The organism is Rhodococcus sp. PSi06 (assembly GCF_054960675.1).
The window spans coordinates 39,067-57,134 of sequence record NZ_JBHNYO010000005.1 but is presented as its reverse complement, the minus strand read 5'-3'; the positions used below and the strand labels follow the sequence as shown (position 1 = coordinate 57,134).

The 18,068-nt window shown below is 64.2% G+C and carries 15 protein-coding genes and 2 tRNA genes; 6 read left to right on the top strand and 11 right to left on the bottom strand.

Annotation, left to right across the window (positions count from 1 at the left end; genetic code table 11):
* Window positions 1-41: 41 nt before the first annotated feature.
* Entirely contained in the window at window positions 42-2,165 is a 2,124-nt protein-coding gene (locus ACFI9K_RS08360) for an RNA degradosome polyphosphate kinase (RefSeq protein WP_462663233.1), read from the top strand.
* Window positions 2,165-3,100: an NUDIX hydrolase gene (locus ACFI9K_RS08355; protein WP_462663067.1), complete on the top strand. Its 936-nt coding sequence runs from the start codon at window positions 2,165-2,167 to the stop codon at window positions 3,098-3,100. The genes ACFI9K_RS08360 and ACFI9K_RS08355 overlap by 1 nt, the downstream gene beginning before the upstream one ends.
* 95 nt (window positions 3,101-3,195) lie before the next feature.
* Here the strand turns inward: ACFI9K_RS08355 and ACFI9K_RS08350 are convergent, their stop codons facing one another.
* The 3 genes from ACFI9K_RS08350 to leuC all read right to left on the bottom strand — a co-directional run bounded on the left by ACFI9K_RS08350 (window position 3,196) and on the right by leuC (window position 6,141).
* On the bottom strand, window positions 3,196-3,888 hold the full coding sequence (locus tag ACFI9K_RS08350; RefSeq protein WP_222093124.1) for an HU family DNA-binding protein: 693 nt from the start codon (window positions 3,886-3,888) through the stop codon (window positions 3,196-3,198).
* A 150-nt stretch (window positions 3,889-4,038) separates the two neighbouring features.
* Complete coding sequence (gene leuD, locus ACFI9K_RS08345) at window positions 4,039-4,656, bottom strand: 3-isopropylmalate dehydratase small subunit (RefSeq protein WP_222093123.1); 618 nt, start codon at window positions 4,654-4,656, stop codon at window positions 4,039-4,041.
* Window positions 4,657-4,701: 45 nt separating this feature from the next.
* Window positions 4,702-6,141, bottom strand: coding sequence for a 3-isopropylmalate dehydratase large subunit (gene leuC / locus ACFI9K_RS08340; RefSeq protein WP_462663066.1), 1,440 nt, complete (start codon window positions 6,139-6,141; stop codon window positions 4,702-4,704).
* 145 nt (window positions 6,142-6,286) lie between these two features.
* Here leuC and ACFI9K_RS08335 point away from each other — a divergent pair, with 145 nt between their 5' ends.
* Together ACFI9K_RS08335 and ACFI9K_RS08330 are read left to right on the top strand one after the other, a co-directional pair.
* Window positions 6,287-7,015 (top strand): IclR family transcriptional regulator, encoded by a 729-nt coding sequence (locus tag ACFI9K_RS08335; RefSeq protein WP_462663065.1) that lies wholly within the window; start codon window positions 6,287-6,289, stop codon window positions 7,013-7,015.
* Window positions 7,016-7,148: 133 nt separating this feature from the next.
* A complete protein-coding gene (locus tag ACFI9K_RS08330; protein WP_162248334.1) occupies window positions 7,149-7,316 on the top strand; it encodes a DUF5302 domain-containing protein in 168 nt (55 codons plus the stop codon).
* Window positions 7,317-7,377: 61 nt separating this feature from the next.
* On the opposite strand, the gene ACFI9K_RS08325 is transcribed toward ACFI9K_RS08330, so the two are convergent.
* Both ACFI9K_RS08325 and ACFI9K_RS08320 read right to left on the bottom strand, forming a co-directional pair.
* Window positions 7,378-7,450: transfer RNA gene (locus ACFI9K_RS08325), tRNA-Glu, on the bottom strand.
* A gap of 90 nt (window positions 7,451-7,540) precedes the next feature.
* Window positions 7,541-7,612: transfer RNA gene (locus ACFI9K_RS08320), tRNA-Gln, on the bottom strand.
* Window positions 7,613-7,857: 245 nt separating this feature from the next.
* Between ACFI9K_RS08320 and ACFI9K_RS08315 the strand changes: the two genes are divergently transcribed.
* Window positions 7,858-9,462, top strand: coding sequence for a bifunctional 3'-5' exonuclease/DNA polymerase (locus ACFI9K_RS08315; RefSeq protein WP_462663064.1), 1,605 nt, complete (start codon window positions 7,858-7,860; stop codon window positions 9,460-9,462).
* Here ACFI9K_RS08315 and ACFI9K_RS08310 read toward each other — a convergent pair.
* Genes ACFI9K_RS08310 through ACFI9K_RS08300 form a run of 3 tightly spaced genes read right to left on the bottom strand, consistent with a single transcriptional unit; the run spans window position 9,378 to window position 12,727 of the window.
* A complete protein-coding gene (locus tag ACFI9K_RS08310) occupies window positions 9,378-10,424 on the bottom strand; it encodes a YihY/virulence factor BrkB family protein (RefSeq protein ID WP_462663063.1) in 1,047 nt (348 codons plus the stop codon). The two genes, ACFI9K_RS08315 and ACFI9K_RS08310, sit on opposite strands and share 85 nt — an antisense overlap.
* Before the next feature lie 46 nt (window positions 10,425-10,470).
* A complete protein-coding gene (gltX, locus tag ACFI9K_RS08305; protein WP_462663062.1) occupies window positions 10,471-11,946 on the bottom strand; it encodes a glutamate--tRNA ligase in 1,476 nt (491 codons plus the stop codon).
* A gap of 7 nt (window positions 11,947-11,953) precedes the next feature.
* A complete protein-coding gene (locus ACFI9K_RS08300; protein ID WP_222093117.1) occupies window positions 11,954-12,727 on the bottom strand; it encodes a fumarylacetoacetate hydrolase family protein in 774 nt (257 codons plus the stop codon).
* A 131-nt stretch (window positions 12,728-12,858) separates the two neighbouring features.
* On the opposite strand from ACFI9K_RS08300, the gene ACFI9K_RS08295 reads away from it, so the two are divergent.
* The gene (locus ACFI9K_RS08295; protein WP_462663061.1) at window positions 12,859-14,097 is read left to right on the top strand and encodes an MFS transporter; all 1,239 of its coding nucleotides are present in this window, start codon (window positions 12,859-12,861) and stop codon (window positions 14,095-14,097) included.
* Between the two features lie 68 nt (window positions 14,098-14,165).
* Here ACFI9K_RS08295 and ACFI9K_RS08290 read toward each other — a convergent pair whose 3' ends face one another.
* From ACFI9K_RS08290 to ilvC, 3 genes are all read right to left on the bottom strand, one after another.
* On the bottom strand, window positions 14,166-15,176 hold the full coding sequence (locus tag ACFI9K_RS08290) for a 3-isopropylmalate dehydrogenase (protein ID WP_462663060.1): 1,011 nt from the start codon (window positions 15,174-15,176) through the stop codon (window positions 14,166-14,168).
* A gap of 47 nt (window positions 15,177-15,223) precedes the next feature.
* A complete protein-coding gene (gene serA / locus ACFI9K_RS08285) occupies window positions 15,224-16,819 on the bottom strand; it encodes a phosphoglycerate dehydrogenase (protein ID WP_462663059.1) in 1,596 nt (531 codons plus the stop codon).
* Window positions 16,820-17,006: 187 nt separating this feature from the next.
* A complete protein-coding gene (ilvC, locus tag ACFI9K_RS08280) occupies window positions 17,007-18,008 on the bottom strand; it encodes a ketol-acid reductoisomerase (RefSeq protein WP_170944858.1) in 1,002 nt (333 codons plus the stop codon).
* Window positions 18,009-18,068 lie beyond the last annotated feature (60 nt).

The following is an 18,068-nucleotide window of genomic DNA, read 5'->3' as shown; positions in this document are numbered from 1 at the left end:
CCGGTTCGGAACCGGTATGGAGCGCTCCGATCGCCTCGACCATGCCGAGCATCCCCTCCGCGCTACCGGCCGCCACGCCGGAGTCGGTGGACGTCACGACTACCGTGCTCCCCGAAAATCGTTATCTGAACCGGGAATTGAGCTGGCTGGACTTCAATTCTCGTGTCCTCGCGCTGGCCGAGGATTCATCGCTGCCGCTGCTCGAACGAGCGAAATTCCTGGCGATCTACGCCTCGAACCTCGACGAGTTCTACATGGTTCGAGTCGCCGGCCTCAAGCGCCGAGACGAAACCGGTCTTTCCGTGAGATCGGCCGACGGAATGACCCCGCGCGAACAGCTCGCGGTGATCGGCCAACGCACCCAGGAGTTGGCGCTCAAACATGCGCGAGTACTGCTGGATTCGATCCTCCCCGAGCTCACTGCCGAAGGCATCGCCATCATTCGGTGGTCGGATCTGGACAGCGACGAACGTGCCCGGCTCTCGGATTACTTCACCGAACAGGTCTTTCCGGTACTCACTCCACTGGCCGTCGATCCGGCTCACCCGTTCCCCTACATCAGCGGCCTGAGCCTCAATCTCGCTGTGACGGTGAAGGATTACTCGACAACCGGCGAGCACTTCGCGCGCGTCAAGGTTCCGGACAACGTCGATCGCTTCGTGCGGGTCAAACGCGGCGAGGGCTCGCACCGGATCGACGCCTTCCTGTCGATGGAGGAGCTGATCTCGGCTCACCTCGACGTGCTCTTCCCCGGCATGCAGGTCGTCGAGTCCCATGCGTTCCGCATCACGCGCAACGCCGATTTCGAGGTCGAGGAAGACCGAGACGAGGATCTGCTGCAGGCGCTCGAACGAGAGCTGGCCCGCAGACGTTTCGGCTCACCGGTCCGTCTCGAGATCGCCGACGACATGACCGAGCACATGCTCGAATTGCTGCTTCGTGAACTCGATGTCGATCCCGGCGACGTCATTCAGGTGCCGGGACTGCTCGATCTGTCGTGCCTCTGGCAGGTCTACAGCGTCGATCGCCCCAATCTCAAGGACGCTCCCTTCGTCCCGGCAACACATCCCGCGTTCGGTGAGCGCGAGACCCCCAAGAGCGTGTTCTCGACGCTGCGCGACGGCGATGTCCTGGTGCATCATCCGTACGATTCGTTCTCCACCAGCGTTCAGCGCTTCATCGAACAAGCGGCGGCCGACCCGCAGGTGCTCGCCATCAAGCAGACGCTGTACCGCACCTCGGGAGATTCGCCGATCGTCAATGCACTCGTCGATGCTGCCGGTGCCGGCAAGCAGGTGGTTGCCCTGGTCGAGATCAAGGCGCGTTTCGACGAGCAGGCCAACATCGAGTGGGCGCGCAAGCTGGAAAAGGCAGGCGTACATGTGGTGTACGGCCTCGTCGGCCTCAAGACACACTGCAAGACCTGCCTCGTGGTGCGCCGAGAAGGCTCCGTCATTCGCCGGTACTGCCACATCGGAACCGGTAACTACAACCCCAAGACTGCACGCATCTACGAGGACGTCGGTTTGCTCACATCGTCCCCGGAAATCGGTGCCGACCTCACCGATCTCTTCAACTCGCTCACCGGTTACTCGCGAAAGTCCAAGTACCGCAACCTCCTGGTGGCACCGTACGGAGTGCGGCGCGGCATCGTCGAACGCATCGAGGCGGAGGTCGAACACCTCAGGGAGGGGCGCGCCGCCGGAATTCGCCTCAAGGCCAACGCATTGGTCGACGAGCAGGTCATCGACGCGCTGTACCGCGCGTCCATCGCCGGCGTTCCGGTCAAGGTGGTGGTTCGCGGCATCTGCGCGCTCAAGCCGGGTGTCCCCGGATTGTCGGAGAACATCGAAGTCCGATCCATTCTCGGCAGATTCCTCGAACACTCGCGCGTTCTGCACTTCCAGGGTGCCGACGAGTTCTGGATCGGCAGTGCAGACATGATGCACCGCAACCTCGATCGCCGAGTCGAGGTGATGGCTCAGGTCAAGGACCCGCGATTGGCGAATCAACTGAGCGAGATCTTCGATTCCGCACTCGACCCCACCACGCGCTGCTGGGAGCTGGGAGCGGACGGCGGGTGGGTGGCCTCACCGGCGCAGGGTGAGAAAGTTCGTGAGCATCAGGTGGAGTTGATGCGCAGTCGGAGGAATCAGGGGTCCTGATGGGCACATCCGACGGAGCCCCCCGCGCCAACATTTTCGCGGCCGGCTCGATCCTCTGGCGCCGGTCCCCTGAGAACCACTCGTCCGTCGAGGTCGCCCTGGTTCACCGCCCCAAGTACGACGACTGGTCTTTTCCGAAGGGAAAGCTGGATCCGGGCGAAACCGCAGTCGATGCGGCCGTCCGAGAAGTGAAGGAAGAGACCGGGTTCGACTCCCGACTCGGTCGATCCTTGTCCTACGTCACCTACCCGATTCCCGGTCACCGTCGGGTCAAGAAGGTCTTGTACTGGGCAGCCGAGGTCACCGGGGGTGAATTCGTCCCCAATGCGGAGGTGGACGAACTGCGCTGGATAGCTCCCGAGAAGATCGGCGGTGAGCTCTCGTATCCCATGGACCACAAGATTCTTCGGCGGTTCGTGGCGAAACCCGCGGACACCTCGACGGTGCTCCTGGTTCGGCACGGCAGCGCGGGCTCGCGCTCGCGGTACAAGGGCAACGACGTGGACCGCCCTCTCGACAGAACCGGCCGGCGGCAGGCCGCCTCCTTGGTCTCGCTGCTCCGAGCATTCGGGGCCGATTCCGTGTATGCGGCCGACCGCGTCCGATGCGTCCAGACGGTGGCCCCGTGTGCGGAAGCGTTGGGGGTCGAGATCACCGAGGAGCACCTCCTGTCCGAGGAGGGGTACGCCGACGATCCTCGCAAAGGCCGCCACCGCGCTCGCGACATCGCCGAACTACCGGGCACTCCCGTCATCTGCAGCCAAGGAAAAGTGATTCCAGACCTGATGCGATGGTGGGCCGAGAAAGACGGAATTACATTGCCCGCCAACAGAAATCGAAAAGGCAGCGTGTGGGTTCTCTCGCGTCACGACGGTAGGCTCGTCGCGGCCGACCACATCGCCAGTCCCCTGCCGACCCTCGTCGCCGACGACTAGCGATACGCCACGACGACAGCAAGGCCCCCGACTCACCGTTGGAGTCGGGGGCCTTGCTGTCGTTCGACAGGTCGAAACGTGGAACCTACAGGGTTCTACTTCTTCGCTGCGCGCTTCGCGGGAGCCTTCTTCGCCGGAGCCTTCTTGGCCGGAGCCTTCTTGGCTACGGTCTTCTTGGCAGCCGTCTTTGCCGGAGCCTTCTTGGCGGGTGCGGCCGTCGTTGCTGCCTTACGAGCAGTGGTCTTGGCCGGGGCCTTCTTGGCAACGGTCTTGCGCGCGGTGGTCTTCGCGGGAGCTGCCTTCTTCGCTGCGGTCTTCGCCGGAGCCGCAGTCTTACGAGCGGTGGTCTTGGCCGGTGCGGCCTTCTTCGCCGCCGCGGTGGTGGTTGCCTTGCGTGCGGTTGTCTTCACGGCTGCCTTCTTAGCAGCCGTCTTCTTCGCCGCAGCGGTCTTCTTGGCCGGAGCCGCAGCCGAACCGCGCTTGACGGCAGGACCGGTGGCAGGCAACTTCTGGCCGCCTGCGATGACTGCCTTGAACTGAGCGCCCGGACGGAACGCCGGAACGTTGGTCGGCTTGACGCGAACGGTCTCGCCGGTGCGGGGGTTACGTGCGACACGCGCTGCGCGACGACGCTGTTCGAACACGCCGAAGCCCGTGATCGTGACACTCTCGCCGCGGTGTACCGCGCGCACGATGGTGTCGACGATGTTCTCGACAGCCTCTGTGGCGCTCCGCCTGTCAGACCCCAACTTCTCGGTCAGGGCGTCGATCAGCTCTGCCTTGTTCATGGAATTTCCTCCGCTATATTGTGGCCCATCGTCGGACCGACTACTACAACGGTAAACCCCAAGTCGTCAAGAGTCTATGCGCCACGCCAATTTTCATTTCGGTGTCGCGGAATGATTCACGGCCGCATAGCGTGTCGGACCCCCACCCGATCAGCTTTCGGCAGGGGTCTCGATCCGCGCCGGGAGCGTCAGGGGTTTGTATGACGGCCTTGACTTTTCGTACTCGGTAATGGCCTCTACCTGGCGTAATGTCAATCCGATGTCGTCCAGACCTTCCAACAGACGCCACCGGGTGTAGTCGTCAATAGCGAAGCGCACCACCAAGGTTCCAGCGGTCACGGTCTTGTCGACGAGGTCGACAATTATCTCCAAACCGGGCTGTTCTTCTAAGGCTTTCCACAGCAATTCGACGTCCGACTGTTCCACTTCTGCCGCCAGCAACCCGGCTTTGCCAGAATTTCCGCGGAAGATATCGGCGAAGCGCGACGCGATGACAACCCTGAAACCGAAGTCCGACAGCGCCCAGACGGCATGCTCGCGTGACGATCCCGTACCGAAATCGGGTCCGGCCACGAGTACGGATCCGCGGTTGTAGGGCTCGAGATTGAGGATGAAGTTCGGATCCGAACGCCAGGCCGCGAACAGCCCGTCCTCGAAACCGGTACGGGTCACCCGCTTGAGGTAGACCGCGGGGATTATCTGATCGGTGTCGACGTTGGACCGCCGAAGCGGAACTCCGATACCGGTGTGCCGAGTGAAAGCTTCCATCGAATTTTCTCCTATGCGTTCGATCGATCCGAGCGAGGACGCGTGCTACGCGAGATCCGCCGGAGAGGAAAGGGTTCCGCGGATCGCGGTAGCGGCTGCAACCAGAGGCGAGACGAGATGAGTACGACCTCCCTTACCCTGTCTCCCCTCGAAGTTGCGGTTCGAGGTCGACGCCGATCGCTCACCGGCCACCAGTTGATCCGGGTTCATACCGAGGCACATCGAGCATCCGGCCTGACGCCATTCGGCCCCTGCGGCAGTGAAGATGTCGCCGAGACCTTCCTCTTCGGCCTGCGCTCGTACCCGCATGGAGCCGGGTACCACCAACATTCGCACTCCCTCGGCAACGCGGTGCCCCTCGAGAACGGACGCAACGGCACGCAGATCCTCGATCCGGCCATTGGTGCACGAACCGACGAACACGGTGTCGACGGCGATCTCGCGAATAGGCGTTCCGGCCTCGAGGCCCATGTACTGCAGCGCCTTCTGCGCCGACAACTTTTCACCCTCGTCGGTCATCGCTTCCGGATCGGGCACCGTACTGCCCAGGGGCGCACCCTGACCGGGATTGGTCCCCCACGTGACGAACGGCGTCAACGTGTTCGCATCGATGTGGACCTCGTTGTCGAACACTGCATCCGGATCGGTCGCCAATTCGTTCCACGACGCCACTGCCGCATCCCAATCGGATCCCTGCGGAGCGTGCGGACGGCCTTTCAGGTATTCGTAGGTGATCTCGTCCGGTGCGATCATGCCCGCTCGTGCACCGGCTTCGATCGACATGTTGCAGATGGTCATTCGCGCTTCCATCGACAGCTTTCGAATGGCTTCACCGCGGTACTCGAGAACGTAGCCCTGTCCGCCACCGGTACCGATCTGGGCGATGACCGCGAGAATCAGGTCCTTGCTCGTGACGCCGGGTGCGAGTTCGCCGTCGACGGTGATCGCCATGGTCTTGAACGGACGCAGCGAGAGGGTCTGCGTGGCCATCACGTGCTCGACCTCGCTGGTGCCGATACCCATCGCGATCGAGCCGAAGGCACCGTGCGTCGAGGTGTGACTGTCTCCGCACACGACCGTCATTCCGGGTTGGGTCAGGCCGAGCTGAGGACCGATGATGTGCACGATGCCCTGATCGAGATCGCCCATCGGGTAGAGCCGCACTCCGAATTCCTCGCAGTTGCGCCGTAGCGTGTCCACCTGCGTACGCGAGACGAGATCTGCGATGGGCGCGAAGATGTCGGCCGTCGGGACATTGTGGTCCTCGGTCGCGATCGTCAGATCGGGACGGCGAAGCTCGCGGCCGGCCAACCGCAAACCGTCGAACGCCTGCGGACTGGTCACCTCGTGCACGAGGTGAAGGTCGATGTAGATCAGGTCCGGCTCACGCGCGCCGCCCTCTCCGCCGCCTCGGACCACCACGTGCTGGTCCCATACCTTCTCTGCCAGAGTCTTCGGTACTTCGGTCTTCGGTGTTTCGGACATCGGTGTCGTCGACCTCGTCTTCCTGTCGTCGCGCTGGCGAACGTCGCTTGTTCGCCTCGCGTCATCGTCTCGACATCATCCCTCTCGGCACGCAGGAGATCTCGCAGTTGTGCAATCTCAGCATGCGGGAGGTTAATATCGTTCTATGAGACAGCATAGCCTGGGTGGCCTCGTCGACAAATCGAGCGGCATCGGCGTCCTCGACAAGGCGATGGCCGTGCTGCACGCAGTGGCCGAAAAACCGTGCAATCTCGGCGATCTCTGCGCCCGAACCGCGTTGCCCCGCGCCACCGCTCACCGACTTGCCGTCGGCCTCGAGACCCACCGACTGCTGGTGCGAGACGCCGACGGCCTGTGGCACACCGGGCCGGGCCTCGGGGAGCTCGCGGCAAGCGCGTCCGATGCGTTGCTCGATGCAGCCGCCTCCGTACTTCCACGCCTACGCGAAATCACCGGCGAAAGCGTCCAGATCTACCGGCGGGAAGGAACCGTACGTGTCTGCGTTGCATCCATGGAACCCCCGACGGGCCTTCGAGACACGGTGCTCGTCGGCGCGCGGCTGCCGATGACCGCCGGTTCCGGTGCCAAAGTTCTTCTCGCATGGGCAGACTCGCACACTCAGAGAATCGTTCTACCCGATGCGGAATTCGGCGAGCGCGTCCTGGTAGAAGTTCGGCGCCGCGGCTGGGCGCAGAGCGCAGGCGAACGCGAACCCGGTGTCGCGAGTGTGGCGGCACCGGTTCGAGACGGCAACGACACTGTGGTGGCCGCGATCTCGGTGTCCGGCCCCATCGATCGAATCGGACGCAAGCCCGGTGCGCGCTGGGCCGCGGATCTCCTCGCGGCAGCCGACGCGCTGCACAAGCGACTGTGACCGACGCTCGTCGGCCGGACACCCGAACCGCCAGGGTCGCACACCCGAAAAAGCAGCTGAGCGCGCGGCGAAAAGGGAGTAGCTTCGTCTCGAGCGGTCCCACCGGCCGGTCGTCTACTGCGAGGAGTCACCCATGCCCGAATCCGGCAGTGAAGAACTGAAGAAGAAGTTCCGCGAAGTTCTGGAACAGAAGAACAGCAAGGCTCACAATTCCGTCGAGCACAAAGACGGTGGGCCGAAGGTCAACAACGCACACGGACCGGCCGATCATCAGAAAATGTTCCGACGCAAGAGCGTGTGAAACTTCGGACCGAAACGACAACACCCTCTCGATCCGCGGATCGAGAGGGTGTTGTCTGTTGTAGCCCCGACGGGATTCGAACCCGCGCTACCGCCTTGAGAGGGCGGCGTCCTAGGCCGCTAGACGACGGGGCCAGGAACTTCACCTGCATTGTTTCAAGCTTGTGTGTGCCGAGTCAGCTTAACCGCCTCGGCACCGGCGACAAAATCGCCGTTACCTGCTCGCTGGGGTACCAGGACTCGAACCTAGAATGGCGGTACCAGAAACCGCTGTGTTGCCAATTACACCATACCCCAAAGGACTTGAATCGAATTGCTCACCGGATGCGGTGTGCACTGCGTTTCGAGCCGGGATAGAGACTATCAAAGGTGCATACCGTTTCTCCAAATCGGCTGCTCAGGGCATCGAAAACTGCGCGATGGGTGCTGTCCGGCAGCGTCGAGTCGGTCATCCTCTGCGATCCACGAGCCCGAAGTACGCCTCGGTTCACACGTGCAGCAGACTCGGTGACCGTGACCTCGCACACCCACTGCACCATCCGATGAAGGTCGTGCTCGTTCCTCACGGCGAGCAGGCGGTACTGACGTATCTGGACGACGACTGTTCGATACGGCGGGCTCCCACTGTGGTCGAGGACCCGGCCGCGGCAGTCGCCGAGCTCGAGGAGTCCGAGCGACCCAGGTGGGTGTGGGAGGACACCAGCCGGATCTACCCTCGCCTGCTCGCACGTGGGGTCCGCGTGCGCCGCTGCCACGATCTCGCTCTGGTGGGAGCGATCCTGGCGATGCGAACCGGCACCGCAACTGCCTCGTCCGCGCCCGCGGACCTGCGACCGGGACTGTTCGACGCGGACCCGCACTCCGACCCCGCAGCAGTGCTCACCGAGTACCACCGTCAGTTCCGGACCATCGGTGCAGACCGTGCACTTGCGCTACTGGCGGCGGCCGAATCGGCAGGAGGTCTGGCTGCTGCCGAGATGACCCACGACGGATTGCCGTTCTCGGCTGCAGCCCATCGGCGACATCTGGAGTCGACACTCGGGACCCGTACGGTCGACGGTTCTCCTCCCCCGGCGCTCGTACAGCTGGAGAACGAGATCTCCTCGGCGTTCGGCCGACGCGTCAATCCTTCGTCTCCGGTGGACGTGGTAGCCGCGTTCGCACGCGCGGGAATCGAACTGACATCGACTCGCGCACACGTCATCCGCGAGATAGATCACCCCGCCGTTCCCCTGCTGCTGCGCCATCGCGATCTCTCGAAACTGCACAGTACGAACGGATGGGCCTGGCTCGACTCGTGGGTCCGAGGAGACAGGTTCCGGCCGGTCTACGTTCCCGGTGCCGTGGTCTCGGGCCGGTGGGCAAGCCGCGGCGGAGGCGGCCTACAAATTCCGAAACCGTTGCGAGCCAGCGTGATCGCTGACTCCGGGCACACCTTCGTGGCTGCCGATGCCGGTCAACTCGAACCTCGTATTCTCGCGGCCATGTCCAACGACCCACGCATGGTGGCCGCGGCCGGGACCGCAGATCTGTACGCACCGGTGGCCGCAGAGTCGTTCGACGGCGATCGAAGCAAGGCCAAGGTCGCCGTGCTCGGCGTACTCTACGGCGCAACCTCGGGCGAGGCCCGCGGATTGCTCACGCGACTGCGGGCCAGGTTCCCCGGCGCGGTGGCGCTCGTGGAAGACGCCGCTCGCGCCGGCGAACGGGGCGCAGTGGTCCACTCGTGGTTGGGGCGCGCCTGCCCACCGCCCTCAGCGCAGTGGTGGTCCAGTGGGGACGAGCACGCACGCGGACGGTTCACCCGAAACTTCGTGGTTCAGGCCACCGCTGCGGAATGGGCATTGTGTCTGCTGGCCGATCTGCGGGGGCGGTTGCGCGACGAGATCGGAGGCACCAGCGAACTGGTGTTCTTCCAGCACGACGAGGTGGTGGTCCACTGCCGGACAAACGATGCGATTCGGATATCGGAAGCCGTTGCGGCAGCAGCACTGTCGGCGACTCGATTGATGTTCGGCCACACGGCCGTGCGTTTTCCGATGGAGACGAGGATCGACCGCTTCTACGGCGTTCCGGCGTCCGATTCGGAGCCGGTGCCCGCGTTCGATTCCGAGTCGGATTCCGAGTCCGGGTCGGATTCCGACTGAGCACTCGGTGGGTCCTCGAAGGTCACGTCGATTTCCTCGAATGCTGTGCTGCGCTGCGCTTCTGCCTGCCCGGTGTAGGTGAGCTTGTCGCCTTCGGTCAGTTCCACGTCGTCGGTGAAGGGTGCCAGGAGAGCTCGCGGAAAGAGTCGATCGACGCGAACGACGTTGATCTCGATACACATCACCACGGACAACGAAGTGACGTACAGAAACGCGAGCAGTCCGAGCACCACTGCGAACACTCCGTTGGTGACGGTTGCATTGCTCACCACGTATTTGACGTAGACGCTGCCGAAGCTCTGCAGCAGTTGCCAGATGATGCCCGCGACGATGGCCCCCGGCAGGACGTCCCGGACCGACAACGGCCTGGCGGTGGCCAAGCGAAAGGCCACCACGAACACCGCGAGGTACAGGAGGGTGCCCACAGCGAAAATGATCGGGCCGGCTTCCGGGCCGAAATACCCTGCGGCACGGAGCACATTGACCGCGGTGATCGTCAGGGTGGCGAGTCCGACAGTGCCGAGCAGGCCCAACCCCCGCACCCGCGCGCGGATCGGATCGGGGCGCAGGTTCTTGGGCACGGCCCACGCGGTGTTGGTGGCGTTCTGCAGTGCCACGGACACACCGAGCCCGCCGTAGAGGGATCCGAGCCCACCGACGACCAAACCCACGACCCCGCCGCTGATTCGATCCGGCTGTCCGAGTTCGTCGCCGATCACCGGAATCTGTCCCAGCGCCGAATCGAGGATCTGTTGCTGCAACGCGGGGTTTCCGACCAAGACGATGCCGAGGACCGTCGAGAGCAGCAACAGCAGCGGGAACAATGAGACGAATGCGTAGTAGGCGATCAGCGCGGCCAGGTAGCCGCCCTGATCGTCGACGAACTTGTAGACCACGGCGATCGGAAATCCGAGAACCGGACGTCTGCGCTGCAATCGATCCAGTCGATCGGCGACGCTCACGTGCCGAGGTCCCCGACCGACCGTGACGATCCGCGGCGAACTGTCGTCACGCGATAGCAGTGCGCGCAGCAGCGAGGCGCGCGAGGGTTCTTTCGCGGCCGAGCAGTTCCATGGACTCGTAGAGCGGCGGGCTGATGTGCGACCCTGTCACTCCCACTCGCACCGGCGCAAAAGCCTTGCGCGGCTTCAGTTCCAGCTTCTCGATCAACGCGTCTTTGAGAGCCGCCTCCACGTCGGCTGTGGTCCACGTGTCCAGCGACGTCAACGCGTCGATGGCCGCGTCGAGAACGGGTGCCGCATCGGGCCCGAGGTTCTTGGCCGCAGCGGCGGGATCGATCTCGAAGTCGGCCTCGTCGACGAACAGGAACTTCAGCAGTCCCCACGCATCCGACAGCACCACGATGCGGGTCTGCACGAGCTCGGCTGCAACAGCGAATGTCTTCTCGTCGACCGGCTCGGTGAGATGCCCCCGCGCGACCAGGTACCGACGGAGCCGCGCTGCGAAGTCGTCGGGCGCCAGCAATCTGATGTGCTCGGCGTTGATCGCGTCGGCCTTCTTCTGATCGAAGCGTGCCGGATTGGAATTGACCGACGAGATCTCGAACGCCGCCACCATCTCGTCGAGCGAGAAGACGTCGTGGTCGTCGGAGATACCCCACCCGAGAAGCGCGAGGTAGTTCAGCAACCCTTCGGGGATGAATCCCCGATCGCGGTGGATGAAGAGATCGGCTTCGGGATCGCGCTTGGACAGCTTCTTGTTGCCCTGACCCATGACGAACGGCAGATGCCCGAACTCCGGGGTGCGATCGGCCACGCCGATACGGATCAGCGCCTCGTAGAGGGCAAGTTGGCGCGGCGTCGACGACAGCAGATCCTCGCCGCGCAGCACATGGGTGATCTTCATCAGTGCGTCGTCGACGGGATTGACCAACGTGTACAACGGAACTCCGTTGCCGCGGGTCAGCGCGAAGTCCGGGACGGTCCCTGCCTTGAAGGTGGTCTCGCCGCGCACGAGGTCGTTCCACGTCAGATCGTGATCGGGCATGCGCAGGCGAACCACGGCTTTACGGCCCTCGTCCACGAAGCCCTGTCGCTGCTCCGGAGTGAGATCGCGATCGAAGTTGTCGTAACCGAGCTTGGGATCGCGCCCGGCGCTCTTGTGCCGAGCTTCGACTTCCTCGGGTGTGGAGAACGATTCGTAGGCTTCGCCTGCATCGAGCAGTTGCTGGACGACGGCCACGTGCTGGTCGCGTCGCAACGATTGACGGTAGGGCTCGTACGGTCCACCCACCTCGGGGCCTTCGTCCCAGTCGAGGCCGAGCCAACGCAAGGCGTCGAGCAGCGCGGCGTAGGACTCCTCGGAGTCGCGTGCGGCGTCGGTGTCCTCGATGCGGAAGACGAACGTGCCGCCGTGGTGCCTGGCGAAAGCCCAGTTGAACAGCGCTGTTCGGATCAACCCGACGTGCGGGGTTCCGGTGGGAGACGGGCAGAACCGAACGCGTACGTCTGCTGGAGTGGTCATCGTTGTCCTACTTCTTCGCTGCGACGGGGTTGGTCAGGGTACCGATTCCCTCGACGGTGATCGACACGCTGTCACCGTCGGTGATGGGTCCCACTCCCTCGGGGGTTCCGGTGAGGATGACGTCGCCGGGAAGCAGCGTCATGACCGCGGACACCCATTCGATGATCTTCGGAATGTCGTGCAGCAGAAGCGAAGTCCGACTCCGTTGCTTGACGACGCCGTCGACCTCGGTCTTGATCTCCAGATCGGTCGGGTCGAGGGAGGTCTCGATCCACGGCCCCAGTGGGCAGAAGGTGTCGTGCCCCTTCGCACGAGTCCACTGCCCGTCGTTCTTCTGGTGGTCGCGGGCCGACACGTCGTTGGCGACGGTGTAGCCGAGTACCACCTCGTACGCCTTGGACGCGGGAACGTCCTTGCACGGACGACCGATGACGATGGCCAGTTCACCCTCGTAGTGCACCTCGTTGGACGACGGTGGCAGCACGATGGCGGCACCCGGGCCGACGATGGAGGTGTTCGGCTTGATGAAGATCACGGGGTCCTTCGGTGCCTCACCACCCATCTCGGCGGCATGTGCGGCGTAGTTCTTGCCGATGGCGATGACCTTGCTGGCGAGAATCGGTGCCAGCAGTCGTACGTCGGCCAGTGGCCACGACCGACCCGTGAACGTGGGTGTGCCGAAGGGATGTTCGGCGATTTCCTTCGCAGTCTGCGAGTCACCCTCACCTTCGATACTCACGAATGCCACACCATCAGGACTTGCAATTCGACCGAGACGCATGCCGGAAGTCTATCGACCGTCGTAACTCGTACATCGACGCCATCCGATCCGCCGATCTTTCGCCGGTGTAAAGTTCCGTGCAAGATCCATATACCAAGATTTACGTTCCATATAGTGAGAACAGAGGCGACATGAACGTCACGAAGCAGCGGGCCGACATCGGTGAGACACGGCGTTGGTTCATGCTCGTACTCGGAATGCTTGCGCAGACCGCAGGGGCCGTCTTCATCAACGGTGCTGCATTTCTCATTCCGTCACTGCACGACGACCGAGGGCTGAGCCTCGCGAGCGCAGGCTTCGTCGTCGCGATGCCCACCGTCGGCATCATGTCGACCCTCATCGCATGGGGCGTGCTGGTCGACCGCATCGGCGAACGACTCGTCCTGGTGATCGGACTCGGGCTCACCGCGGCCGCGAGCATCGCCGCGGTGGTCACCACGTCCATTCCCGTCCTGGCCGTCTTTCTGTTGATCGGCGGTATGGCGGCCGCCAGTGCGAACAGCGCGAGCGGACGCGTCGTCGTGGGATGGTTCCCCCCGCATCGCCGCGGGCTTGCGATGGGGATCAGGCAGATGTCGGTGCCGCTGGGCGTTGCCATTGCCGCACTGACCATCCCGCCGATCGCCCGAGATCACGGCGTCGGCGCGGCACTGCTGGTTCCCGCTACCGTGTGCGCGAGCGCGGCCCTTCTGTGCCTGTTGGTCGTCGACCCTCCCCGTCCGAATCGCATCGACGCGGCCGAGCAGGGTTTGCTCGACAATCCCTACCGAGGCAGCAGCCAACTGTGGCGCATTCACGCCACGTCCATCCTGTTGGTGGTGCCGCAATACGTGGTCTGGACTTTTGCGCTCGTGTGGCTGATGACCGACCGAGGATGGACGGCTGCGGCGGCAGGCGTCCTCGTCACGGTGACGCAGATTCTCGGTGCACTCGGCCGAATGAGCGTCGGCGCACTGTCCGATCGCGTCGGCAGTCGCATGCGGCCGCTTCGGTGGGTCGCACTGACTGCCACCGCAGCCATGATCGGACTGGGAATTGCCGACTGGTTCGACTCCCCCGCCGCGATCGTTCTCCTCGTCGTCGCGTCCGTTGCCACCGTTGCCCCGAACGGGCTTGCCTTCACCGCTGTCGCAGAGATTTCGGGACCGTACTGGAGTGGACGTGCCCTCGGGGTGCAGAACACGAGTCAGTACGTGTTCGCATCGGCAGTGCCGCCGGTGTTCGGGGCCATCGCGGCGATCAGCTTCCCCGTCGCGTTCCTGGTGTCGGCAATCTTCCCCGCGCTCTCCGTACCGATCGTCCCCGACGATCCGGCCACCGAGCCCTCGGACGAGAGAGCCGACGAGAGTGCGGACCACGCCAAACGATGACCGGCCCATGACAGACGAGATGCCACGGAGGGCCGTCGGCCCTTCCGTGGCATCTCGTGGAGTTCGAGTTACAGGCGACCGGCGATTCGCGCGCCGATCTCTTTCGTCGACGCCGTCGTGGTTCCACGCTCGGCGAGATCCGCTGCGACAGCAGCCTCGACCCGTGCCGCGTTCGCCTCGTCGCCGAGGTGTGCCAGTAGCAGTGACACCGACAGGATCGCGGCCGTCGGGTCGGCCTTCTGCTGCCCGGCGATATCGGGCGCGCTCCCGTGAACCGGCTCGAACATGCTCGGGTTGGTACCGGTGGCGTCGATGTTTCCACTGGCAGCCAAACCGATTCCGCCGGTGACGGCAGCCGACAGGTCGGTCACGATGTCGCCGAACAGGTTGTCGGTGACGATCACGTCGAACCGGCCGGGATCGGTGACGAGGTGGATCATCGCGGCATCGATGTGCTGATACGCGACCTCCACATCCGGAAACTCCAGCGACACTGCCTCGACCGTGCGTGACCACAGACTGCCCGCGAACGTCAGCACATTGGTCTTGTGCAACAGCGTCAGGTGCTTCCTACGGGTCATCGCCCGCTCGAAACCGTTGCGCACCACCCGCTCCACGCCGTAGCGAGTGTTGACGCTGACCTCGGTGGCCACCTCGTGCGGCGTACCGACCCTGAGCGCGCCGCCGTTTCCGGTGTACGGACCTTCGGTGCCCTCGCGAACTACGACGACGTCGATCTCCTTGTCGCCGGCCAACGGGCCGACGACTCCGGGATACAACTTGGCCGGCCGCAGATTGATGTGGTGATCGAGCGCGAATCGAGCACGCAGCAGCAGCCCGCGTTCGAGCACACCACTGGGTACCGACGGATCACCGATGGCTCCCAACAGAATTGCGTCGTGCTCACGCAGTTCCGCCAACACCGAGTCCGGCAGCAGCTCCCCGGTGGCGTTGTAGCGGCGCGCACCGAGGTCGTACTCGGTCTTTTCGGTGCCCGGCACTACCACGTCGAGCACGGCAAGCGCCTCGGCGACGACCTCGGGTCCGATTCCGTCCCCGGCGATGACGGCCAGCTTCATCTCACTCCTCGTAGTTCGTGAACTTCGGTCCGATCGACTTCGATCGATCAGGACAGGTCGACCAGCTCGATGGTGGAGGCACCCACCGCGGTTGCAATACTGGCGCTGAGCTCTGCCGGCACGTCCTTGTCGACACGCAACAGAATCGTTGCGCCGTCACCCTCGGAGTCCTGGCTCAACGCAGCAGCTTGAATGTCGATGCCGGCGTCGCCGAGCAGCGTGCCGATCCGGCCGAGGCTGCCGGGCTGATCCGCGTAGTTGACGATGAGGTTCTTGCCCTCGGCGCGCAGGTCGAAGTTACGACCGTTGATGTTGACGATCTTTTCCACCTGCGTCGTACCGGTGAGAGTGCCGGCCACGTTGAGGACCGTTCCGTCGCCGTACACGGCCCGGACGTCGACGACGCTACGGTGATTCTCGCTCTCCGACGCCGTGGTGACCTCGGCGGTGACGCCGCGTTCCTCGGCGAGCGAGGGAGCGTTGACGAAGGTGACCGAGTCCTCGATGACGGCGGAGAACAGACCCCGCAACGCCGACAGCTTGAGGATCTCGACGTCCTCGGCGGCGAGCTCGCCGCGGACGTCGACCGACAGCGAGGCGGGCAGCTCGGTGGACAGCGCACCCAACAGGACACCCTGCTTACGCACGATCTCGAGCCACGGCGACACCTCTTCGCCGACGGCTCCGCCCTTGACGTTGACCGCGTCGGGCACGAATTCACCTGCGAGAGCGAGCAACACGGACTTGGCGACATCGGTGCCTGCACGATCCTGAGCCTCGGTGGTCGACGCCCCGAGGTGCGGGGTGACAACGACCTGCGGCAGCTCGAACAGCGGGCTGTCGGTGCACGGCTCGGAGGCGTACACGTCGATGCCTGCGGCGAACACGTGACCGGAGGTGATGGCGTCGGCGAGCGCCTGCTCGTCGACCAGACCACCGCGGGCAGCGTTGACGACGATGACGCCGGGCTTGGTCTTGGCGAGGGCTTCCTTGCCGATGATGCCCTTGGTCTCCGGCGTTTTCGGCAGATGCACCGAGAACATGTCGGCACGCTCGAGCAGCTCGTCCAGGCTCACGAGTTCGATACCGAGCTGGGCCGCGCGTGCTGCCGAGACGTAGGGGTCGTAGGCGATGATGTGGGTCTCGAACGCGGCCAGGCGCTGCGCGAAGAGCTGGCCGATGCGGCCGAGTCCCACTACGCCGACGGTCTTGCCGAAGATCTCGACACCGTTGAACTTGCTGCGCTTCCACTCGTGCTGACGCAGTGTGGCGTCGGCGGCGGGAATCTGGCGCGCGGCCGCGAGGAGCAACGTGACGGCGTGCTCGGCAGCGGTGTGGATGTTCGAGGTCGGTGCGTTGACGACGAGGACGCCGCGCTCGGTGGCTGCGGGTACGTCGACGTTGTCCAGGCCGACACCGGCGCGGGCAACGATCTTGAGATTGGTCCCGGCAGCGAGCACCTCGGCGTCGACCGTGGTCGCGGACCGCACGAGGATGGCATCGGCCTCGGGAACCGCGGCGAGCAGTGCCGGACGATCCGGGCCGTCGACCCAACGGACCTCGACGCCGTCACCCAGTGCCTCGACGGTGGACTGCGCAAGTTTGTCGGCGATCAGTACGACAGGACGGCCTGGCTGGCTCACGTGAAGAACTCCCTAAGTCGGTTCGAGTCGGTTGACGGTAAAAATTCGGAGCTGGTGCAGCAGAAACAGTTTAGTGGCCGGTGATGCCGAACTGCGACGCCACCGTCGGCCACGCACCGAAGGGCACCGCCACCTGTGTAGCGGTGCCCTTCGGATCAGCGTGCGTACGAACGCGATTCGACGAAAATCATGCCGTTTCGGTGATGGGGCGATCGACCCAGCTCATGAGGTCGCGCAGCTTCTTGCCGGTGACCTCGATGGGGTGCTCGGCGTTGGCCTTGCGCAGGCCTTCTAGCTCGGTGTTGCCGTTCTCGACGTTGGCGACCAGGCGACGAGTGAACTCACCCGACTGGATGTCGGCCAGAATGGCCTTCATGCGCTCCTTGGTGCCGGCGTCGATGACGCGCGGTCCCGAGAGGTAGCCGCCGAACTCCGCGGTGTCGGACACCGAGTAGTTCATGCGAGCGATGCCGCCCTCGTACATCAGGTCGACGATGAGCTTGAGCTCGTGCAGCACCTCGAAGTAGGCCATCTCGGGCGCGTAGCCGGCCTCGACCATGACCTCGAAGCCCGTCTTGACCAGTTCTTCGGTGCCGCCGCACAGCACGGCCTGCTCACCGAACAGGTCGGTCTCGGTCTCTTCCTTGAACGTGGTCTTGATGACGCCTGCGCGGGTGCCGCCGATGCCCTTGGCCCACGACAGCGCGAGCGCCTGGCCCTCGCCCTTCGGGTCCTGATCGATGGCGATGAGCGCGGGAACGCCCTTGCCGTCGACGAACTGGCGACGCACGAGGTGGCCGGGACCCTTGGGGGCAACCATGCCGACGGTCACGAACTCCGGAGCCTTGATCAGGTCGAAGTGGATGTTGAGGCCGTGGCCGAAGAACAGCGCGTCGCCGTCCTTCAGGTTGGGCTCGATCTCCTCGGAGAAGATCTTGGCCTGAGCGGTATCGGGTGCGAGCACCATGATCACGTCGGCCCACTCGGACACCTCTGCGGGCGTTCCGACCTTCAGGCCCTGCTCCTCCGCCTTGGCGCGGGACTTCGAGCCCGCCGCCAGGCCGATGCGAACATCGACGCCGGAGTCGCGCAGGCTCAGCGAGTGCGCGTGGCCCTGGCTTCCGTAGCCGATCACAGCGACCTTGCGGCCCTGGATGATCGACAGATCAGCATCGTCGTCGTAGAACATCTCGACTGCCACTGGTTGTTACCTTTCCTCTTGGGTTTTACGCATGTTCGTCACCGGGGC